Genomic DNA, 18,956 nt, shown 5'->3' on the forward strand with positions numbered 1-18,956 from the left:
GATAAACATCATGAGCCGGTCGGAACGCCTCTTGTCGCTGCTGCAGATTCTGCGGCGCCACCGCCGGCCGGTGACAGGTCAGGTGCTGGCGGACGAACTATCGATTTCAATCCGCACGCTCTATCGCGACATTGCCACGCTGCAGGCGCAGGGAGCTGCGATAGAAGGGGAAGCCGGGTTTGGTTACGTGCTGCGGCCTGGCTATATGCTACCGCCGCTGATGTTTAGCCCCGAGGAAATCGAAGCGCTGGTGCTCGGTACCCGCTTCGTCGCCCAGCGCACCGACCGCCATCTCGAGGCCGCCGCCCGCAATGCGCTCGCAAAAATCACCGCCGTGCTGCCCGATGAGCTGCGCCACCGCCTTAATGACGATAGCCTGTTCGTGGGACCGGACATGCGCCCGAAGCCGGCCGCCGAGCCGGATCTCAGCCTGATCAGGCAGGCGATCCGCGCCGAACACATCCTTGAGGTCACCTACCGCGATCTGAAGGACACCGTCAGCAGCCGTCAGATTTGGCCCGTCGCGCTGACGTTTTTTGAAAGCGCGCGGGTGGTGGTGGCCTGGTGTACGCTCCGGCAGGACTTCAGGCATTTTCGCTGCGACCGGATCGAGACCTGCCAAATCGTGCCGCAGCGCTACCCGGTGCGCCGTGCCAAGCTGATGAAGCAATGGCGCGAGAGCCACGCAATTCCCGACCGGCTGTTTTGAAATCCTACTGCCATTTTTTGGCAGTAGATCGCGCTAAGACAGGGGCGTCAACAACGAGGAGACGTTCCATGACTGCCACCACTCACCCGACACCGACGATGATCATTCTCTATGTCGATGCGCCGCCAGCCAGCGCCGCCTTTTATGAGAAGCTGTTCGGCATTGCCCCGGTCGAGCTGTCCGCGACCTTCGCCATGTTCATCCTGCCGCATGGCCTGGTCTTCGGCCTCTGGTCGCGCCATACGGTCGAGCCTGCCGCAGCCGGCACGGGCGGTATGGGCGGCGGCGGTGAGCTGGCAATCCGCCTCGACACGGCAGATGCCGTCGACGCGCTGCATGCGCAGTGGCAGGCGCTCGGCCTGACCATGCTGCAGGCGCCCGTCGAATTGGACTTCGGCCGCACCTTCGTTGCCACCGATCCCGACGGCCACCGCATCCGTGCCTTTCATCCCTCGGCCTGACTTGACGAAACTCAAAGCGCGGCACGGCAATTGAAATCCGTTGATTCCCATCGGCATTGGCAGTATTTCGCTGCCATGACCGACGATTTCAAAACCCCTCGCCATGAAGAGGGCGGCGCCTTCTGCGTGGCCGCGCTTTATCATTTCGCCGCCTTTCAGCGTTTCGAGAGCTTTCGCGAGCCGCTCGAGGCGCTGTGCAAGGCCGAAGGCGTCAAGGGCACGCTGCTGCTCGCCCATGAAGGCATCAATGGCACGATTGCCGGCACCGATGCCGGCATTGCCAATGTTCTCGCCTTTCTGCGCGCCCAGCCGGAATTCGCCAGCCTGGAGCACAAGGAAAGCCGGGCCTCGAAAATGCCCTTCCTGCGCATGAAGGTGAAGCTGAAGAAAGAGATCGTCACCATGGGCGTCGAGGATATCGACCCCAACAAGATTGTGGGCACCTATGTCGATCCGCAGGATTGGAATGCGCTGATTTCCGACCCGGAAACCATCGTCATCGATACCCGCAACGATTACGAGACCGCCATCGGTATTTTTCGCGGTGCGGTCGACCCGCAAACCAAGACGTTTCGCGAGTTTCCCGACTGGGTGAAGAACAATCCCGGCCTGCACAACAAGCCGAAGATCGCGATGTATTGCACGGGCGGCATCCGCTGCGAAAAGGCCACTGCCTTCATGAAGAGCCAGGGTTTCGACGAGGTTTACCACCTCAAGGGCGGGATCCTGAAATACCTCGAACAGGTGCCGGAAGAACAGAGCCTGTGGGACGGCGCCTGCTTCGTCTTCGACGAGCGCGTCTCCGTTACCCACGGCCTGAAGGAAGGCGAGCATCAACTCTGCCACGCCTGCCGCAACCCGATCACGCCGGACGAACTGACCTCACCCTATTACGAGGCCGGCGTGTCCTGCAGCCATTGCTATCCCGAGCGCAGCGAAGCCGATCGGGAACGCTATCGCCAGCGCCAGAAACAGATCGCATTGGCCAAGCAGCGCGGCACCCGTCATATCGGCAGCGACTGATTTGGGTCGGCGGTTTCATTACCGCTTATGCTGTTTCTTGACGGTGTCGATCTCGTACATCAGCGCCCTGAATGCGATGATCGCCTCGCTATCGGCAATTTTCTGGTCTTTCACCAGCGGCTCCAGCACGTCGATCACCAGGCGCAGTGCATCTTCGATCCGGCCAAGCTGCTTGCCGTAGCTGGCCACGCCGCTCAAAATATCCTTCTCCACTTCAGGATTGGTGGAAGGCCCCAGATCGATATTGAAGTTGAAGAGGCTCGCCTGCCCGACCTGTGTCGGACTGTAGACCCAGGTCCACGGATTGATCGCCTGACTGACATTGCCAGACAGCGGCAGTTGTAAACGTCCCATGCCCATTCCCCTTCGCCAAAACAACCCTGACGAGAAGAATGAATTATTGCGGTGCAACATGCAAGCCGCAGCTGGGAGCATTGGTCGAGGCAGGAGGTTTGCTGAATTTCAGCTGACGAGGCCTTGATGCAGGATTGGCGTCTCAAACGCCTCGAAAGCCGGCCGGCCCAGCGCATAGCCCTGGATATGATCGACACCGAGATCGATCAGCGCCTGCATTTCCTTGGCCGTTTCAACGCCCTCGCACACCGGCAGCACGTCAAGTTCCTTCAGCATTCTGATCGTATGACCGACGACGATCTGCTTGGCCCTGTCAGCGTCGATGCCGCGTACCAGGTCCATGTCGAGCTTGACGATATCAGGCTGAAATTTTGCGAGAAGGTTGAGGCCGGAATGACCGGCGCCGAAATCGTCGATGGCGGTCTTGAAGCCCAGATCCTTGTAGGTGCGCAGGATATTGAGCAGATGCACCGTATCGATCTCTTCACCCTCGGTGAATTCAAAGATGATGTTTTCGACCGGATAATCCAGCCGCTTGGCGGTCGCTAGCGTTAGGCGGATACAGGCGCGGGGGTCATAGACGGCATTAGGCATGAAATTGATCGACAGCAGCGCATCCGGCGCCTGGTGGCGCAGATTGGAGGCGAGTTCCAGCGCCTTCACCCGGCATTGCTGATCGAAAGCGTAGCGATTGCCTTCCGTGACCTTGGAAAGGATAGAGCCAGCACCGGCGCCGTCGACACCGCGCACCAGGGCCTCATAGGCAAAAACTCGGCCACCGCGAAGATTGACGATCGGCTGGAAGGCCATGGAAAAGGCCAGGTCGAAACCCTGGCCATCGCGGCAACCAGCACATCCCATCGTCACACTCCCGCAGCTTGCCCATCGATCTCGCGGCCGTCAGAGCTAGCTCAAGCGTCAACCGCCCAGCCCGCAACCAGACTATCCAAGATGCGACATTAGCGGCAAATTCACATCAAGTAATTAAGAAATATCTTCAGTTTGTCCCGAAACGCTTCTGGCAAGAGTGGCGTACCATTGACCGCTCTTTTTCACGGTACGCACCTGGGTACCGTAATCGACATGCACCAGCCCGAAACGCATCCGGTAGCCTTCCGCCCATTCGAAATTGTCCATCAGGCTCCAGGCGAAATAGCCTTTCACCGGAAAGCCCTCGCCGATCAGGTCGGCCACGGCGCCGAGGTGTTCGGCATAGTAATCCAGCCGCGGCTGATCATCGATCACGCCATCGACCGGCTCCGTATTATAGCAGGCACCATTTTCGGTGATGTAGCATCGCGGCAGGTCATAGCGGCCGTAGAGGCCTTCAACGAGCACGGTCAGCGCCGGCGCGTAGACTTCCCAGCCTATATCGGTTTTGACCGGAGACACCGGCGGCGCCTCGACAGTCGCAGGAAAAACCGCCGTAGGCTCCGGATCGTGGGAGACGCGCATCGGCGTATAGTAGTTCAGACCCCACCAATCGAGCTTTTGCGAGATGACGGCGAGATCGCCATCCTCGATGACAGGCATTCGGTCTCCGAGTGCGTCCATGAAATCATCGGGATAGGCACCCTTGAAGACCGGATCGAAGAACACGCCGTTGTGGAACTGGAAGGCGCGCTCGACAGCGGCCTGATCCTCGGCACTGTCTGACCCGGCAATGACCGAATGTGCGTTCAGCACCAGTCCTGCCGGCACCTGCGGCGCCACTTGGCGGATGGCGTCTATGCCCAGGCCATGGGCCAGATTGGTGTAATGCAGCGCATGCAGGGCGGCATCCATATTGCGCTCGCCTGGCGCATGCACGCCGTAGAGATGCGAGAGCCAGACCGAGCACCAGGGCTCATTGAAGGTCGCCACCGCATCCAGCCGATCACCAAGACGCGCCATGACCAGCTTGGCATAGCGCTGGAACGCATAGGCCGTGGAGCGCGCCGTCCAACCGCCATCCCCGGCCAGCGCCAGCGGCAGATCCCAATGATAGAGCGTCGCATAGGCCTTGATGCCGCGCTCCTTCAGACCGTCGAGCAGCTTGTCGTAGAAATCCAGCCCGGCCTCGTTCACCCGGCCCGTACCATCAGGGATGATGCGCGGCCAGGCGATGGAAAAGCGATAGGCGGAAACGCCCATGTCCTTGATCAGATCGAGATCGTCTTCCCACCTGTTGTAATGATCGCAGGCCACGTCGCCATTGTGCCGCCCGAAAACCCGGCCCGGCATATTGGCAAAGGCATCCCAGATGCAGGCCTTGCGCCCATCCGCCTTGGTCGCCCCTTCGATCTGATAGGCAGCCGTGGCCACGCCAAACAGGAAATCATCCGGAAACCGGGCTGCGAGGGTATTGGCATCGGTCATCGGAGCTTCCTTTGCGGTTGGTCTGCCGGACGTGTCACAGACAAAGCCGGGCTTCGTAATCAACGCGGTTTAAACCAAGGACATGACAGGGGGAAGCCGAATAGACTATCCCCCTGCATTTCCAGTGGCAGAAAGAACTCGGCTTACAGTCAAACTCGCACCCAGGCTCCGTTCTGCTTGGATGACTCGATACAAGCAGTCACGAAGGCGACGCCCTTCACGCCGTCATCGACAGTCGGAAAGACCACGGCAGGATCGACCGCTGCGCCTGTCCGAGCCGCGTAAATCGCCTGGGCCGCTTCCGAATAGATCGTGGCGAAGGCTTCGAGATAGCCTTCAGGATGACCTGACGGAATGCGGGTGACGCGGGCGGCAGCGGAGCCGGCACCGGCGCCACTGCGGGTGATCAACTGTTTCGGCTCGCCAAGCTTGGTGAACCAGAGATAGTTCGGATCGGCCTGGGTCCATTCGATCCCGGCCTTGGTGCCGTAGACACGAACTTTCAAGCCGTTTTCATGGCCGGTCGCCACCTGACTGCACCAGAGCAAGCCCTTGGCGCCGCCGTCGAAGCGTAGCATCACATGGGCATTGTCATCGAGCCTGCGGCCCTCAACGAAGGTATGCACATCGGCTGCAAGTTCGCTCAAGGCCAGGCCCGAGATGAAGCAACCGAGATTATAAGCGTGGGTGCCGATATCGCCGGTCGACCCCCCAATGCCCGATTGCGCCGGATCGGTGCGCCAGACCGCCTGCTTGGCGCCAGTCTGCTCGACAGGCTCAGTCAGCCAATCCTGCGGATATTCCATCTGCACCAGCCGGATCGTGCCCAGCGCACCGCTCTGCACCAGTTCGCGGGCATGGCGCACCATGGGATAGCCGGTGTAATTGTGGGTGAGGATGAACAGCGCCTTGGATTTGTCTGCCAGGTCCTTCAGCTGTTTCGCATCGTCAAGGTTGGAAGTCAGCGGCTTGTCGCAGATCACATGAATGCCGCGCGCCAGAAACGCCTTGGCGGCGGGATAGTGCATGTGATTGGGGGTAACGATCGACACCGCCTCGATCCCATCGGGGCGGGCGGCCTCCTTCTCGGCCATCTCCTCGAAGGAGCCGTAGCAGCGGCTGGGGTCGAGCCCGAGATCGCGGCCAGACGCCAGGGACTTCTCCGGTGTCGACGACAGGGCGCCCGCAACGAGGTCATAATGATCGTCCAGCCGTGCCGCCATCCGATGCACCGCGCCGATAAAGGCACCCTGCCCGCCGCCGACCATGCCCAGCCGGATCTTTGCCGCACGCTGCTGCGTCTTGCTTGCTTCAATTGCCATCGTGAATTCCTCCTTGAGGTCTGCGATACCCCCTCTGGCTGCCGCAATCTCCCCCACAAGGGGGGAGAAACCGGGCTGAAGCCCCCTGCCTAGAGCAAAGACCAGCCGCCGTGTTAAGCCCCTCCCCCTTGTGGGGAGGGGTTGGGGAGGGGTCTTTTCCTATTACAATCCCAGCATCCGCCGGTTGGCTGCCTCGTCCGTGCCGCTGGCGGCGAAATCGTCAAAGGCGTGATCGGTAACGTGGATGATCAGCGCCTTGACCAGTTCTGCGCCTTCGCGGGCGCCATCCTCGGAATTCTTCAGCGCGCATTCCCATTCAACCACAGCCCAGCCGTCGAAATCATAGGCCGCGAGCTTGGAGAAGATTGCGCCAAAATCCACCTGGCCATCGCCCGGTGAGCGGAAGCGACCGGCGCGGTTTACCCAGCTCTGGTAACCGCTATAGACGCCCTGGCGACCATTGGGATTGAATTCCGCGTCCTTGACGTGGAACATCTTGATCCGATCCTTATAGATGTCGATATGATCGAGATAATCGAGGCATTGCAGCACGTAATGCGAGGGATCGTAGAGCATGTTGGCGCGGGGATGATTACCCACCCGCTCCAGGAACATCTCGAAGGTTACGCCATCATGCAGATCTTCGCCGGGATGGATCTCGTAGCAGACGTCGACCCCATGCTCATCGGCATAATCGAGGATCGGCCGCCAGCGGCGCGCCAACTCGTCAAAGGCGGTCTCGACCAGTCCGGTCGGGCGCTGCGGCCAGGGATAGATGAAGGGCCAGGCAAGCGCGCCGGAAAAGGTGCCATGAGCGGTGATGCCGAGATTGCGCGAGGCCTTGATCGCATACTTGACCTGCTCGACCGCCCATTGCTGTCGCGCCTTGGGGTTGCCGCGAACCTCAGGCGCCGCAAAGCCATCGAAGGCCTCGTCATAAGCCGGATGCACTGCCACCAACTGGCCCTGCAAATGGGTGGAAAGCTCCGTGATCTCGACGCCGTTGCTGCGGGCAATACCGGCCAGTTCGTTGCAATAATCTTTTGATTCCGCGGCCTTTTTCAGGTCGATCAGCTGACTTGCCCAGGTCGGCACCTGCACACCGAGATAGCCCTTTTCCGCCGCCCATTTGGTAATAGCATCCCAGGAATTGAAGGGTGCGGCATCGCCCGCAAACTGGCCAAGAAACAGGCCCGGCCCCTTGATCGTCTTCATATTCATCTCCTCCAAAATGATACTGAAACGTTGCAGTTGATCTAGCAAAGATTGTGCGCGGGGAAAACCTCCTTTTCCCCGCGCACAACAAATTCCGTCAGACGTAACGGTTGACGACGTTTTCCAGCAGCTCCTGCTGGCCGGATTTCGGCTGCGGATTGATGTTCTCGCTCTCGACGCGGGCGGCGATGCTTTCCAGCGTACCGCTGGCCAGCATGGACTTGGCAGCATCGCTGTTCCAGCAGGCATAACGGTTGGCGAGCGGAGCCGACAGAGCCTTGTCTTCCACCATCTTCGCGGCCGCTTTCAGGCCACGGGCGCAGCAATCCATGCCGCCGATATGGCCGATCAGCAGGTCGGCCGGGTCGATCGACTGGCGGCGCAGCTTGCTGTCGAAATTGGTGCCGCCGGTCGTAAACCCACCAGCCTGCAGAACCTGGTAATAGGCCAGCGCCATTTCCGGAACATTGTTGGGGAACTGGTCGGTGTCCCAACCGGACTGGTAATCGTTACGGTTCATGTCGATCGAGCCGAAAATGCCGAGCGCATTGGCAAGCGCCAACTCGTGCTCGAACGTATGACCGGCGAGGATCGCATGACCCTGCTCGATATTGACCTTCACTTCCTTCTCAAGCCCGTAGTTCTTCAGGAAGCCGTAGACGGTGGCAACGTCATAGTCATACTGGTGCTTGGAGGGCTCCTGCGGCTTCGGCTCGATCAGGATCGCGCCCTTGAAGCCGATCTTGTGCTTGTATTCGACGACCATGTTGAGGAAGCGGCCCATATGGTCCAGCTCCTGCTTCAGGTCGGTGTTCAAAAGGGTTTCATAGCCTTCGCGGCCGCCCCAGAGCACGTAGTTTTCACCGCCGAGCTTCAGCGTCGCATCCATGCAGGTCTTCACGGTCGCAGCGGCAAAGGCGAAGACATCGGGATCGGGATTGGTGGCAGCACCCGACATGTAGCGGCGATGCGAAAACATGTTGGCCGTGCCCCACAGCAGCTTGATGCCTGTTTTGGCCTGCTTTTCCGCGAAGTAATCGACGATTTCGTTGAGATTGCGGGTGTTTTCGGCAAATGTCGCGCCTTCCGGACGCACATCGGCATCATGGAAGCAGTAATAGGGCGTCCCGAGCAGCTGGAAGAATTCGAAGGCGACATCGGCCTTCATCTTGGCCGCGTCCATGCTGTCCTTGAACCAGGGCCGCTCGAAGGTATTGCCGCCGAAAGGATCGGTGCCCGGCCAGACGAAGGTATGCCAATAGGCGACCGCAAAGCGCAGATGGTCTTCCATCCGCTTGCCCAGCACCACTTCATCGGGATTGTAATGGCGGAAGGCTAGCGGATTGGTGCTGCCTTCGCCTTCATACTTGATCTTGGCGATATCGCCGAAAAAGCCTGTAGTCATGGGTATTCCTCCTAGTGTCGGTTATTCGTGAAACCCCCTCTGCCTGCCGGCATCTCCCCCACAAGGGGGAGGAGAGCGCAGACGGCTGCCCTTTGCCTTCCAACGACAAAAGCAGGCGGGGCGGTAAAGCCCCTCCCCCTTGTGGGGAGGGGTTGGGGAGGGGTGCCTCCCGATCTTGAAATTACTGTCTTCTTACAAAGCCTTGATCGCCGGATAGAGCGCCCGGTAGCGCTGGTAGGCGGCCTCGTAGCCGTCGCGCAGGGCGGCAACCGGTTCGATGCTGGCTTCCGTCGGCGGCGCGGAGCAGACCGAGACCGGATCGGCACCTGTCGCGGCGATCAGGCCGAGCCGGGCTGCGCCGAATGCGGCGCCGAAGTCGCCATCAGCAGGGATATCGACGGGAATGCCGAGCGTGGTGGCGATCGAGGCGAGCCAATAGCGCGAGCGCGAACCGCCGCCGATCGCGGTCACCCGTGACAGGCTTGACCCGGCCGATTTCAGCGCTTCCAGGCTGTCCCTGATAGCAAAGGATACGCCCTCCAGCACGGCCTGGGTCAGCACCGCGCGGCTGGATTCATGGCCGAGGCCGATGAAGGCGCCGCGGATTTCCGCATCATTGTGCGGCGTGCGCTCGCCCGAGAGATAGGGAAGGAAGGTGACGCCGCTTGGCGCGTTCAGCGTATCGCCAAGCTCTGCCGTCAGGTCGCCGGCCGGTTTGCCGCTGATCGTGCTATACCAGTTGAGCGCATCGGTGGCCGACAGGATCACGCCCATCTGGTGCCAGGTATTGGGAAGCGCGTGGCAGAAGGCATGCACGGCGCTTTCCGGCTTCGGCAGGTAGGAGCCATTGGCGGCAAACAGCACGCCTGATGTGCCGAGCGAAACGAAGGCATTGCCCTCGACGACCGTGCCCATGCCGCAGGCAGACGCTGCGTTGTCGCCGGCGCCGCCGGCCACCACCACCCCCGAGCCCATGCCGAATTCCGCTGCCAGGTCAGGCCGCAGCCGGCCGGCTTCGTCAGTGCCTTCCACGAGGGCGGGCATATGCTCTTGCCCGAGATCTGTCGCGGCCAAAAGCTCCGGCGACCATGCGCGCTTGCCAGTATCGAGCCAGGAGGTGCCGGCAGAGTCCGACATTTCGGAGAGATATTCGCCCGTCAGCCAGAAGCGCAGATAGTCCTTCGGCAGCAGCACCTTGGCCACCTTGGCGAAAATCTCGGGCTCATTATCCTTCACCCAGGCGAGCTTCGGCGCGGTAAAGCCCGGAAAGACAATATTGCCGGTCAGTGCCCGGAACCGCGGATCCGCATCGAGGGCCGCGGCCTGCTTGTAGGAGCGCGTATCGTTCCAGAGAATGCAGGGCCGCAGCACCTCGCCCGATTTGTCGAGCAGCGTTGCGCCATGCATATGGCCGGAAAGGCCGATGCCCTTCACGGCAGAGAGTTCGGCGGAAAACTGCGCCTTCAGCCCAGCAATCGCTTCGCGTGTTGCCCGCAACCAATCGGCCGGCGCCTGTTCCGACCAGCCGGAATGCGGGCGCGAGACTGACAGCGCGCCATTGGCCGAGCCGATCACCCGCTGGTCCGCATCGATCAGCAGCGCCTTGACGCCTGATGTGCCCAGATCCAATCCGAGATACATAAAACCTCCCTTATTCTGCCTGTTCCGGCAGGTTATCTTTCAAGAATATGTCAAGCCGGATGCGCTCCTGCGCCGCCAGCATCGCCCCACCATCGGCCTTGGCCTTCAGCACCCGAATGGCGCTGCGCACTTCATGACCGGCATCCTGGTTGAGCACCGCGTCGATCAGTCCCGACAGCAGCGCCGCGCGCGTTACCGGCGTCAGCTCATGGGCAATCACCAACGGTCGACGCCCGGGCTGCAAGCCCTCGAGCGCCTTGACCAAACCCCGATTGCCCGCGCCCAGACTATAAAGGCCGATGATATCAGCAGCTTTTGACAGAACGCCCCCCAGGAGAGCTTCGACATGCAGCGGATCGTCTCGACCTTCCAGAACCGGCAACAGCGTCAGCTGCGGAAAGTCGGCAGCCATGACGGCGGCAAAGCCCTCAAACCGGTCGCGATGGTCGCGCACCAGCATCGAACCGGCCATGATGGCGACCGTTCCCTTGCGTCCGCCAGTAAAACGACCAAGCAAGCTTGCGGCCGTGCGGCCTGCGGCAATATTGTCGATGCCGGTAAAATGGTCGCGCTCCGAGCCACTGAGGTCGGAGACCAGAGTGACAACGGGAATACCGGCGCGGCGCAGCCGTGACACACCAGCGGCGACATCCGGCGCATCGACTGCCACAAGCGCGACGCCAGCGGGCTTCAGCGCCTCAGCTTCATCCAGTGCAGTCACAAGAGAGGCGGTATCGAAGGCTACCGTATCCAGAATCGTGATCCGCATGCGTTCCATGCCGGCGCGCCGCGCCGCATCGAGCACTTCGGCTCTTAAGCCCGCCATAAAGGAATTATCGTTGGCCGGGAGGATGAACACAAAGTCATAGGTCCGGCTCTTGGCCAGATTGGCGGCGGCCAGATCGCGCACATAGCCAAGCGTGGCGACAGCTTCCTCAACCTTACGGCGGGTCACGATGCTGACACCGGGGCGGTTGTTGAGCACCCTGTCGACGGTTGCAAGGCTGACCCCTGCATGCGCGGCTATGTCGTGCACTGTCGGCTTCATCTCGTCTCCCGTAACGCCGTCTCTCTCAGCAACGATACTCATGCCAAGCTCGTCAGCGTCATCCGCTGCCTTCGTAGCGCAAGATGCGCGGCCCGTAAATGAGTTTTTGATGTACGTACATCAAAAACTGACAAAAAAAGGCCGCCGGCTGAGCGGCGGCCAAGTCTTCTGCGGTGGATCGCGGGGGATAAACGGCCTGCTTCGTAAAAAGTCGGCCGCACTGACGGGGGGTCTTTGCCCGACGATGCCTTGACCTTCCCGCCTCTATCGGGCGGTTACGACCAATCAGTGCGCCGCATCCGCGGGCACGGCACCTTCAGGTTTTTTGATCATGCTAGAAAGAAATGTAAGTGCAATAAACATAATCGTGAGGCCGAGGAACACGTCCATGAAGGCCATAATCCAAGCCTGTTGATTGATCATGCCTGACAGCTTTTTCAGCGCCGCGCTGTCGCCGTCGAGACCAAAGAAAGCATAGTTGCCGGACACGGTATCAAGCCAGTTCAGGGCTGCCGGACGGCTTGCATTGATATGTTCGACAAGGCGCGCGTAATGCTCGTCCGTGCGCCGGGTCAGCATCGTGTTGATCATCGCCAGGCCAACGGCACCGCCGAGATTTCGGGTCAGGTTGAACAGGCCCGAGGCATTCTTGATTCGCTCCGGCGGCAGCGTGCCCAGCGCGATATTGTTGATCGGGACCATGCAAATCATCAACGAGCAGCCACGCAGGATCTGCGGCACCAGCAACTCGTAAAAATCCCAGTCCGCCGTCATGCCGGTCACCATGTAAGTGCCAAGCCCGAAGCCGATAAACCCAACCGCCATCATCACCCTGAGGTCCATCTTGGACGACAGAATGCCGGCGATAGGCGCCGTAGCGAACATGGCCAGACCCGATACGAACATGGTCTCGCCAATCATCAAACTGTCATAGCCCCGCACTCTGCCGAGATATTGCGGGTAGAGATAGGTCAGGCCGTAAAGCCCCATGCCCATCACGAAAGAGAACAGCGAGCCAAAGGCAAAATTGCGGTTCGAAAAGGCCTTGAGATCCACGACAGGCTGCTCGGCCGTAAAGGCACGATAGAAGAAGGCGACGCCGCCAAGGGTCATCAGCACGGCGCCCCAGACGATGCGGTCGTCGTTGAACCAGTCCTTGCTATTGCCCTCTTCCAGCACATATTCCATCGCCCCGAGAAACAGTGCCATGGAAAACAGGCCCCACCAGTCGAACTTCGCCATCAGCGATCGATCCGGCCGGTCGAAATTGACGCAGATCCAGACGGCGATCGTGACGATGATGCCGGGGATGACGTTGATCAGGAACAGCCAGTGCCAGGACATCGCGTGGCTGATATAGCCACCGACCGTCGGGCCGATGGTCGGCGCCAGCGTCGCCACCAGGCCGATGATCGGCGAGACGATACCGCGTTGGGAAGGCGGAAAAATCGTAAAGGCCGCAGCATAGACCGAGGGGATCATGCCGCCGCCGATAAAGCCCTGGATGGCGCGATAGATGATCATCTGCTCGATATTAGTGGCCGTGGCCGCAAGCGCGCTGGCAACAGTGAAGCCCGCCGCAGCACAGGAAAAAAGCACCCGCGTCGAGACGATCCGGGCCAGAATGCCCGACAGAGGAATCATGATCACCTCGGCAATCAGATAGGCAGTCTGCACCCAGGACACTTCTTCCGAACCGGCGCCGAGACCGGCTTGGATTTCCGAGAGCGAGGCCGAGACGATCTGGATGTCGAGGATCGCCATGAACATGCCGAACACCATAGCCAGGAAGCCCACCATCTGGGCTCCGCTGACCTTCTTCGGCTCTGCATATGCTGGTGCTAGGGTTGCACTTGCCGTCATGATCTTGCCTCGGCTTTCCGTCTACCGGCCTTCGAGTGCCCCAACCGAGAGCACCGGATGTTTTCGAGAACCGGTTCCCATGTTTCGGTCCGATGCTCTATCTTTGCGGGCGCTCGCTTTGTCGCAAGCGCTGTTACTTGCTCTCAGCAGGCTTGGCTGCGGTATCGGCCTTGGTGCCCTGGTTGGGCGCCGTGCGCGTGTCGACATCGACGACAACGCTCAGGCCGGCGCGCAAAATGCCCTTGTCGAGCACGTCCTGGGGGACGGCGATACGTACAGGCACACGCTGGATGATCTTGGTGAAATTGCCCGTGGCATTTTCCGCCGGCAGCATCGAGAAGACCGAGCCCGAGCCGGCAGCAATCGACACGACGGTGCCTTCGATATCGTGCTCTTTATAGGCATCGACTTGCAGCCGGGCCTTGGAGCCGGGAACGATGCCGGACAGCTGTGTTTCCTTGAAATTGGCGTCGATATAGAGCCGGCTGACCGGCACCAGAGATGCAAGCCGCTTGCTGCTGGACACGAGATCGCCGACCTGCACGGCAAGGTTTCCGATGACACCGTCATAGGGCGCGCGCAGTACAGTGAAATTCAGATCGCGCTGCGCCTTGGCAACGGCCAGGTCCGCGGTCAAAACAGCAGCCTGGGCCTCGGCTTTCTGGGCCTTCAGCACGTCAATGCTGGACTGGGCAGAGGCAACGGCGGCAACCGCTGCATCGACATTCGCCCGGCCGACATCCAGCGACGACGTCGCCGTATCCAGTTCAGCCTGCGACATGACGGACTGGGCGCGCAGGTCGGTGACACGCTTGAACGAGAGCATCGCGGTGCGCAGAGTAGCCTCGGCGGAGGCCTGCTGTGCCTTCGCCTGCATCAGGCTCGCCTCCCCACCCTTGACCTGGGTCTCGATCCGGTCGACCGTCAGCTTCTGCGAGGCCAGTTGGCTCTTCGCCTGATCGAGAGCGATCCGGTAATCACCGTCATCCAGAGTGGCGATCACGTCGCCTTTCTTTACATGGTCATTATCGGCCACCAGCACGGTTTCGACGTAGCCGGTCACCTTCGGGGTGATAACAGCGATGTCACCGCCGAGATAGGCGTCGTCGGTCGAGATCATGAACCGACCTTCTGTCCAGTAGTTATAGCCGAAGTAGCCGGCAGCACCGAGAACAGCGATCAACACGACCGGGAGAACCGGGCTGCGGCGCTTCTTGACGGGAGCCTTTTGGCCGGCAGGAGCGGCAACCCCTGCAGATGCGCCAGTTTCGGCCTTGGCGCGTGCGTCACGCGCCACTGCGTCGCCGGTCTCAGCTTCTGCCGCATCGTTCATCACGGCATCATCCTGAGAAACCGTATGATCCGACGTATCGACGGCGCGTACCGCGCCCTTCCTTGGAGACACAGACATTGAAGACCACCATAGCAGCAGAAAGCGAAATCAGTCGAACGGAACGTTCGGTTCGATTTGACTTAGGCTAAATCATGGCGCATATCAAGTCTGGAAATGCAAGTCCGCTACCTAAAGTTACTTTTAGCGTTACGAATGTCACACATGAGCGAAGACGCAAGCAGCATGACAGCTAACGACAGTGAAAAGCCCTTGGACGACAAGGCCGTTCCGGGCGCAAGCGGCCGGTTTGCCGCAGGCGAAGATCCGGCCAAGCGAGACCAGATTCTGGAAGGAGCCAAGCGTGCCTTCATGAAGCATGGCTTCGATGCGTCCAGCATGAACGACGTTACCCGCGAGGCTGGCGTCTCCAAGGGCACGATCTATGTCTACTTCCAAAACAAGGAAGATCTGTTTGCGGCGCTGATCAATACGCAAAAGCAGAAATTTGCCGCCGTGCTGCGCGACATTCTGGCTGAAGACGCTGATCTGCGCACGGTTCTGCGCAATTATGCCAGTGCCTTTTCAAATTACATTTTGACCAGCGAGATGATGCCCGCCATGCGCATGCTGCTGGCCGTGCGCGATCGCATGCCGGTGCTGTGCCAGAGTTTTCTGCGCTCAGGCCCTGAAAACGCCCGCGGCGTGCTGGAAAGCTTCCTTGAAGAGCGTGTGAAAGCTGGCGATCTCGACATTCGCGACATCGAACTGGCCGCACGGCAATTCATCGAACTGGCGACCGGCGCCTTCTTCAAGCGGCGCCTGTTCGGCGAACTTGAGGAGGCACCACCGCAGTCCGAGGTGGATTATGTTGTCGAAAGCGCTCTCGACATCTTCATGCTCGCCTATGGCCGCAAGACTGCAGCAGATTGCGGCACGTCAGCCGAAACCTGAAAGCGCCCGGATTGCCTGACGCGTCCCTTGTTGCGACGCGGTAGCGCTCCTATCTGTGGACCCACATCTTTGTCTTGGGGGACATGACTGAATGCAGGACATTACCGCTTTGCTCGCCGATCCGGCAGCCTGGATCGCGCTCATTACGCTTATTGCCATGGAAGTGGTGCTGGGCATCGACAATCTCGTGTTCATTTCCATTCTCACCAACAAGCTGCCGGAGGAGCAAAGAGAAAAGGCCCGCAAGATCGGCATCGGCCTTGCCCTCGTCATGCGGCTCGGCCTGCTCGGCACCGTCGCCTGGATCGTCAAGCTGACGACGCCGGTCTTCACCCTGTTCGACCACGGATTTTCCTGGAAGGACATGATCCTGATCGCCGGCGGCCTGTTCCTGGTGTGGAAGGCGACCAAAGAGATCCATCATACCGTCGACCCCGTCGACAAGGACGAGGACTTCATCGCCTCTTCGGTCACGACAACCATGGGCGCGGCCATCGGCCAGATCCTTCTGCTCGACCTGGTCTTCTCTGTCGACAGCATCATCACCGCCGTCGGCATGACCGAGCATGTGGTCATCATGGTGATCGCGGTGGTCTTCGCCGTGACCGTCATGCTGCTTGCCGCCAACCCGCTCGGCCGCTTCATCGAGAAGAACCCGACCGTCATCATGCTGGCACTCGGCTTCCTGCTGATGATCGGCATGACCCTGATTGCCGATGGCATGGGCTTCCATGTGCCCAAGGGTTATCTCTATGCCGCCATGGCCTTCTCCGCCCTGGTTGAGGGCCTGAATATGATGGCACGACGCAAGAAGAGCCGCGACAAGGCCGCACTGGCCGCCCGCAAAAAGCTGCACTGAAATATCACGCCGGAGAGGAAGACCAACCTCTCCGGCTTACTCTTGCGCAGAGCGCCAGCGCCTCCCACATCAGCCTCATTCGTTCCGGCCTGACCTTGGAGCCGCCCGTGATCTTCGATGCCGCACTCGCTTCGCTCAACAACCTGTTTGCGCCGGAAACCCGCGCCGTGTTCTGGAAGGTGCTTGGCTTGACGATCGCCGCGCTCGCCGGGCTTTGGCTGGCGCTGCGCGAGACCTTCATTCTCTATCTCTGGCCCTGGTTTGCGAGCTTTTTTCCCGAAATGCCGGAATGGACAGGCTGGCTGACACTGCTCTTCGGCATCGCCGCCAGCATCGGTTTGGCCTTTGCGCTTGCCTTGCTGCTGGCGCCGATCACCGCCATCATCGCCGGCCTGTTTCTCGACGATGTTGCCGAGGTCGTGGAAAAGCGCGATTATCCCGCCGACAAGCCCGGTGTGGCCATGCCGATGGGCGATGCCATCCTGCAATCCCTGCAGTTCTTCGGCATCGTCATCCTCGGCAATGCTATTGCATTGCTGATGCTGTTTATTCCCGGCGTCAACATGGTCGCCTTCTTCCTGGTGAACGGCTATCTGCTCGGTCGGGAATTCTTCGAATTTGCAGCGCTGAGGCTGCGCCCAAAGGCCGAGGCGCTGGCTTTTCGTGCCAAGCATTCCGGCACGATCTTTCTCGCCGGCCTGGTCATCGCGGTCTTCCTGGCCATCCCGGTGCTCAACCTGCTGACGCCACTGTTTGCAGCCGGCCTGATGGTGCATCTGCACAAGAAGCTGACGCTGCGCGACCCCTCATTCGCCAGTAACCTCATTCGCCAATAATCTGAGCCGGTAGCTCGACCAGCGGCGCCGGGATATCGCAGGTCTTTTCCGGCGATTTGCAGATATCCGCGATGACGCAGCGCTCGCATTCCGGCTTGCGAGCCTTGCAACAGTAACGCCCGTGCAGGATCAGCCAATGATGGGCGTGGAACAGATACGGCTCTGGAATGATCCGCATCAGCTTGTCCTCCACCTCGTCAGGCGTTTTGCCCGGCGCAAGGCGGATGCGGTTGCCGATCCTAAAGACATGCGTATCGACAGCCATGGTCGGAACACCGAAGGCCATGGACATCACCACATTGGCGGTCTTGCGGCCCACGCCCGGCAGCGTGACCAGCTCTTCGCGGGTGCGTGGCACTTCGCCACCGAAATTCTCGATCAGTATGCGGCTCAGCGCAATGACATTCTTGGCCTTGTTGCGATAGAGCCCGATGGTCTTGATATAGTCGCGAACCCGGTCTTCACCGAGATCGAGCATTTTCTGCGGCGTATCGGCCACGGCAAAAAGCGCCCGCGTCGCCTTGTTGACGCCGGCATCGGTGGCCTGGGCCGAGAGCGCAACGGCGACGACCAGCGTGAACGGATTGACATGCTCAAGCTCGCCCTTCGGCTCCGGGCGCTGCACAGAGAAGCGCCGGAAAATCTCCGTCAGTTCCGCCTTGGAATAGGCGCTACGGGTGGCAGGCTTTTTTGCCGCAGCCACATTTGACTTTTTCGCGCTTTGGGTGCTGGATTTCATCTTGATGACTATCAAATTAGAGTTTGTCAGGCAAATTAGAGTTTGTCAGGCAAATTAGAGTTTGTCAGGAAATGTGGAGCCCGGTTTTCCCGAACAGACAAACGACAACAAACGAGGTGTGTGGGGAGCCGCGCCATGGATGAGAGTGCCGAACAGCCGATTTTTGCAGCCGAACTGGTACCCTATCGCTCGCTCGGGCGAAAGGGTTTCCGCATCATGCTTGGCCTCTCCGGCCTGATCTGCCTGCTCTATGGCGGCTTTTTCATCATCACAGGCGCCTGGCCGATCGGCTTCTTCTTCGGGCTGGATTTCCTGCTGCTCTATGGCGCCTTCCGGCTGAACTACCGCGCCGCCAAGGCCCGCGAAGAGGTAATGGTGTCGCGCACCAGCGTGTCGGTGCGCAAGTTCACGCCATCTGGCGCCATGACGGAATTTCTCTGGAACCCGTTCTGGGCACGTTTCTTCGTGCGCCGCCACGACGAATTCGGCATTCTCTCCATGACCGTCCACGGCCAGGGCCGCTCCACCGACATTGGCACCTTCCTCAACCCCGACGACCGCGAAAGTTTCGCCAAGGCTTTTCGCGGGGCTCTCGCGACGGCGACGCAGAGGATATAGTGCCTGGGAACTCCCCTCATCCGGCTGCCGCCACCTTCTCCCCACAAGGGGGAGAAGGACGTATGCCGCTCACCTCCCTCCGATAATGAACGTCGCGAAGCTGCGGCGTTAGTGGCTGCCCCTCGCCCCCCATTCTCCTCAACAAGAAAGTGGGGAGAGGGATGCCGAGCGCAGCGGAGGCAGGGTGAGGGGTTCTCTGACTCAACCCGCAAGAATCGGGT

The 18,956-nt window shown here is 60.2% G+C and carries 18 protein-coding genes; 7 read left to right on the plus strand and 11 right to left on the minus strand.

All coding sequences use genetic code 11. From position 1 onward, the window contains the following. The first annotated feature begins 10 nt into the window (after nucleotides 1-10). The 3 genes from BJF91_RS16210 (at nucleotide 11) to trhO (ending at nucleotide 2,193) form a co-directional block, all read left to right on the plus strand. On the plus strand, nucleotides 11-709 hold the full coding sequence (locus BJF91_RS16210) for a helix-turn-helix transcriptional regulator (protein WP_075615461.1): 699 nt from the start codon (nucleotides 11-13) through the stop codon (nucleotides 707-709). Between the two features lie 68 nt (nucleotides 710-777). Continuing rightward, entirely contained in the window at nucleotides 778-1,170 is a 393-nt protein-coding gene (locus BJF91_RS16215) for a VOC family protein (protein ID WP_075615462.1), read from the plus strand. Nucleotides 1,171-1,245: 75 nt separating this feature from the next. Continuing rightward, nucleotides 1,246-2,193 (plus strand): oxygen-dependent tRNA uridine(34) hydroxylase TrhO, encoded by a 948-nt coding sequence (gene trhO, locus BJF91_RS16220; protein WP_075615705.1) that lies wholly within the window; start codon nucleotides 1,246-1,248, stop codon nucleotides 2,191-2,193. Nucleotides 2,194-2,211: 18 nt separating this feature from the next. Here the strand turns inward: trhO and BJF91_RS16225 are convergent, their stop codons facing one another. The 10 genes from BJF91_RS16225 to BJF91_RS16270 form a co-directional block, all read right to left on the minus strand. Next, nucleotides 2,212-2,547, minus strand: coding sequence for a hypothetical protein (locus BJF91_RS16225; RefSeq protein WP_075615706.1), 336 nt, complete (start codon nucleotides 2,545-2,547; stop codon nucleotides 2,212-2,214). A 108-nt stretch (nucleotides 2,548-2,655) separates the two neighbouring features. Next, nucleotides 2,656-3,408, minus strand: coding sequence for an EAL domain-containing protein (locus tag BJF91_RS16230; RefSeq protein ID WP_075615463.1), 753 nt, complete (start codon nucleotides 3,406-3,408; stop codon nucleotides 2,656-2,658). A gap of 123 nt (nucleotides 3,409-3,531) precedes the next feature. Continuing rightward, nucleotides 3,532-4,905, minus strand: coding sequence for a GH1 family beta-glucosidase (locus BJF91_RS16235; protein ID WP_075615464.1), 1,374 nt, complete (start codon nucleotides 4,903-4,905; stop codon nucleotides 3,532-3,534). A gap of 149 nt (nucleotides 4,906-5,054) precedes the next feature. After that, a complete protein-coding gene (locus BJF91_RS16240; RefSeq protein ID WP_075615465.1) occupies nucleotides 5,055-6,227 on the minus strand; it encodes a Gfo/Idh/MocA family protein in 1,173 nt (390 codons plus the stop codon). A 162-nt stretch (nucleotides 6,228-6,389) separates the two neighbouring features. Further along, complete coding sequence (locus BJF91_RS16245; protein WP_075615466.1) at nucleotides 6,390-7,442, minus strand: sugar phosphate isomerase/epimerase family protein; 1,053 nt, start codon at nucleotides 7,440-7,442, stop codon at nucleotides 6,390-6,392. A gap of 97 nt (nucleotides 7,443-7,539) precedes the next feature. Then, a complete protein-coding gene (xylA, locus tag BJF91_RS16250) occupies nucleotides 7,540-8,847 on the minus strand; it encodes a xylose isomerase (protein ID WP_075615467.1) in 1,308 nt (435 codons plus the stop codon). 192 nt (nucleotides 8,848-9,039) lie between these two features. Beyond that, nucleotides 9,040-10,488, minus strand: coding sequence for a xylulokinase (gene xylB / locus BJF91_RS16255; RefSeq protein ID WP_075615468.1), 1,449 nt, complete (start codon nucleotides 10,486-10,488; stop codon nucleotides 9,040-9,042). A gap of 10 nt (nucleotides 10,489-10,498) precedes the next feature. Then, entirely contained in the window at nucleotides 10,499-11,536 is a 1,038-nt protein-coding gene (locus tag BJF91_RS16260; RefSeq protein ID WP_075615469.1) for a LacI family DNA-binding transcriptional regulator, read from the minus strand. Between the two features lie 285 nt (nucleotides 11,537-11,821). Beyond that, entirely contained in the window at nucleotides 11,822-13,399 is a 1,578-nt protein-coding gene (locus BJF91_RS16265; protein WP_075615470.1) for a DHA2 family efflux MFS transporter permease subunit, read from the minus strand. 133 nt (nucleotides 13,400-13,532) lie between these two features. Further along, nucleotides 13,533-14,810: an HlyD family secretion protein gene (locus BJF91_RS16270; protein ID WP_075615471.1), complete on the minus strand. Its 1,278-nt coding sequence runs from the start codon at nucleotides 14,808-14,810 to the stop codon at nucleotides 13,533-13,535. Between the two features lie 165 nt (nucleotides 14,811-14,975). On the opposite strand from BJF91_RS16270, the gene BJF91_RS16275 reads away from it, so the two are divergent. The 3 genes from BJF91_RS16275 (at nucleotide 14,976) to BJF91_RS16285 (ending at nucleotide 17,378) form a co-directional block, all read left to right on the plus strand. Then, on the plus strand, nucleotides 14,976-15,683 hold the full coding sequence (locus tag BJF91_RS16275) for a TetR/AcrR family transcriptional regulator (protein ID WP_075615472.1): 708 nt from the start codon (nucleotides 14,976-14,978) through the stop codon (nucleotides 15,681-15,683). Between the two features lie 91 nt (nucleotides 15,684-15,774). Then, nucleotides 15,775-16,542 (plus strand): TerC family protein, encoded by a 768-nt coding sequence (locus BJF91_RS16280; protein ID WP_075615473.1) that lies wholly within the window; start codon nucleotides 15,775-15,777, stop codon nucleotides 16,540-16,542. A 107-nt stretch (nucleotides 16,543-16,649) separates the two neighbouring features. Then, nucleotides 16,650-17,378, plus strand: a complete 729-nt coding sequence (locus BJF91_RS16285) for a sulfate transporter family protein (protein WP_075615474.1) — start codon at nucleotides 16,650-16,652, stop codon at nucleotides 17,376-17,378. Here the strand turns inward: BJF91_RS16285 and nth are convergent. After that, nucleotides 17,365-18,117 (minus strand): endonuclease III, encoded by a 753-nt coding sequence (gene nth, locus BJF91_RS16290; RefSeq protein ID WP_407639887.1) that lies wholly within the window; start codon nucleotides 18,115-18,117, stop codon nucleotides 17,365-17,367. The genes BJF91_RS16285 and nth overlap by 14 nt on opposite strands. A 135-nt stretch (nucleotides 18,118-18,252) precedes the next feature. On the opposite strand from nth, the gene BJF91_RS16295 reads away from it, so the two are divergent. Further along, the gene (locus tag BJF91_RS16295) at nucleotides 18,253-18,735 is read left to right on the plus strand and encodes a DUF2244 domain-containing protein (RefSeq protein WP_075615476.1); all 483 of its coding nucleotides are present in this window, start codon (nucleotides 18,253-18,255) and stop codon (nucleotides 18,733-18,735) included. Nucleotides 18,736-18,956 lie beyond the last annotated feature (221 nt).

The sequence above is a fragment of the Gillisella taibaishanensis genome (assembly GCF_001938985.1).
GTDB classification, from domain to species: Bacteria; Pseudomonadota; Alphaproteobacteria; order Rhizobiales; family Rhizobiaceae; genus Allorhizobium; species Allorhizobium taibaishanense.

Bases quoted from the DNA above. Each gene is read 5' to 3' on its own strand.
- BJF91_RS16210 (WP_075615461.1), top strand. From the start codon at position 11: ATGAGCCGGTCGGAACGCCTCTTGTCGCTGCTGCAGATTCTGCGGCGC.
- BJF91_RS16215 (WP_075615462.1), top strand. From the start codon at position 778: ATGACTGCCACCACTCACCCGACACCGACGATGATCATTCTCTATGTC.
- trhO (WP_075615705.1), top strand. From the start codon at position 1,246: ATGACCGACGATTTCAAAACCCCTCGCCATGAAGAGGGCGGCGCCTTC.
- BJF91_RS16225 (WP_075615706.1), bottom strand. From the start codon at position 2,547: ATGGGACGTTTACAACTGCCGCTGTCTGGCAATGTCAGTCAGGCGATC.
- BJF91_RS16230 (WP_075615463.1), bottom strand. From the start codon at position 3,408: ATGGGATGTGCTGGTTGCCGCGATGGCCAGGGTTTCGACCTGGCCTTT.
- BJF91_RS16235 (WP_075615464.1), bottom strand. From the start codon at position 4,905: ATGACCGATGCCAATACCCTCGCAGCCCGGTTTCCGGATGATTTCCTG.
- BJF91_RS16240 (WP_075615465.1), bottom strand. From the start codon at position 6,227: ATGGCAATTGAAGCAAGCAAGACGCAGCAGCGTGCGGCAAAGATCCGG.
- BJF91_RS16245 (WP_075615466.1), bottom strand. From the start codon at position 7,442: ATGAAGACGATCAAGGGGCCGGGCCTGTTTCTTGGCCAGTTTGCGGGC.
- xylA (WP_075615467.1), bottom strand. From the start codon at position 8,847: ATGACTACAGGCTTTTTCGGCGATATCGCCAAGATCAAGTATGAAGGC.
- xylB (WP_075615468.1), bottom strand. From the start codon at position 10,488: ATGTATCTCGGATTGGATCTGGGCACATCAGGCGTCAAGGCGCTGCTG.
- BJF91_RS16260 (WP_075615469.1), bottom strand. From the start codon at position 11,536: ATGAAGCCGACAGTGCACGACATAGCCGCGCATGCAGGGGTCAGCCTT.
- BJF91_RS16265 (WP_075615470.1), bottom strand. From the start codon at position 13,399: ATGACGGCAAGTGCAACCCTAGCACCAGCATATGCAGAGCCGAAGAAG.
- BJF91_RS16270 (WP_075615471.1), bottom strand. From the start codon at position 14,810: ATGTCTGTGTCTCCAAGGAAGGGCGCGGTACGCGCCGTCGATACGTCG.
- BJF91_RS16275 (WP_075615472.1), top strand. From the start codon at position 14,976: ATGACAGCTAACGACAGTGAAAAGCCCTTGGACGACAAGGCCGTTCCG.
- BJF91_RS16280 (WP_075615473.1), top strand. From the start codon at position 15,775: ATGCAGGACATTACCGCTTTGCTCGCCGATCCGGCAGCCTGGATCGCG.
- nth (WP_407639887.1), bottom strand. From the start codon at position 18,117: ATGAAATCCAGCACCCAAAGCGCGAAAAAGTCAAATGTGGCTGCGGCA.
- BJF91_RS16295 (WP_075615476.1), top strand. From the start codon at position 18,253: ATGGATGAGAGTGCCGAACAGCCGATTTTTGCAGCCGAACTGGTACCC.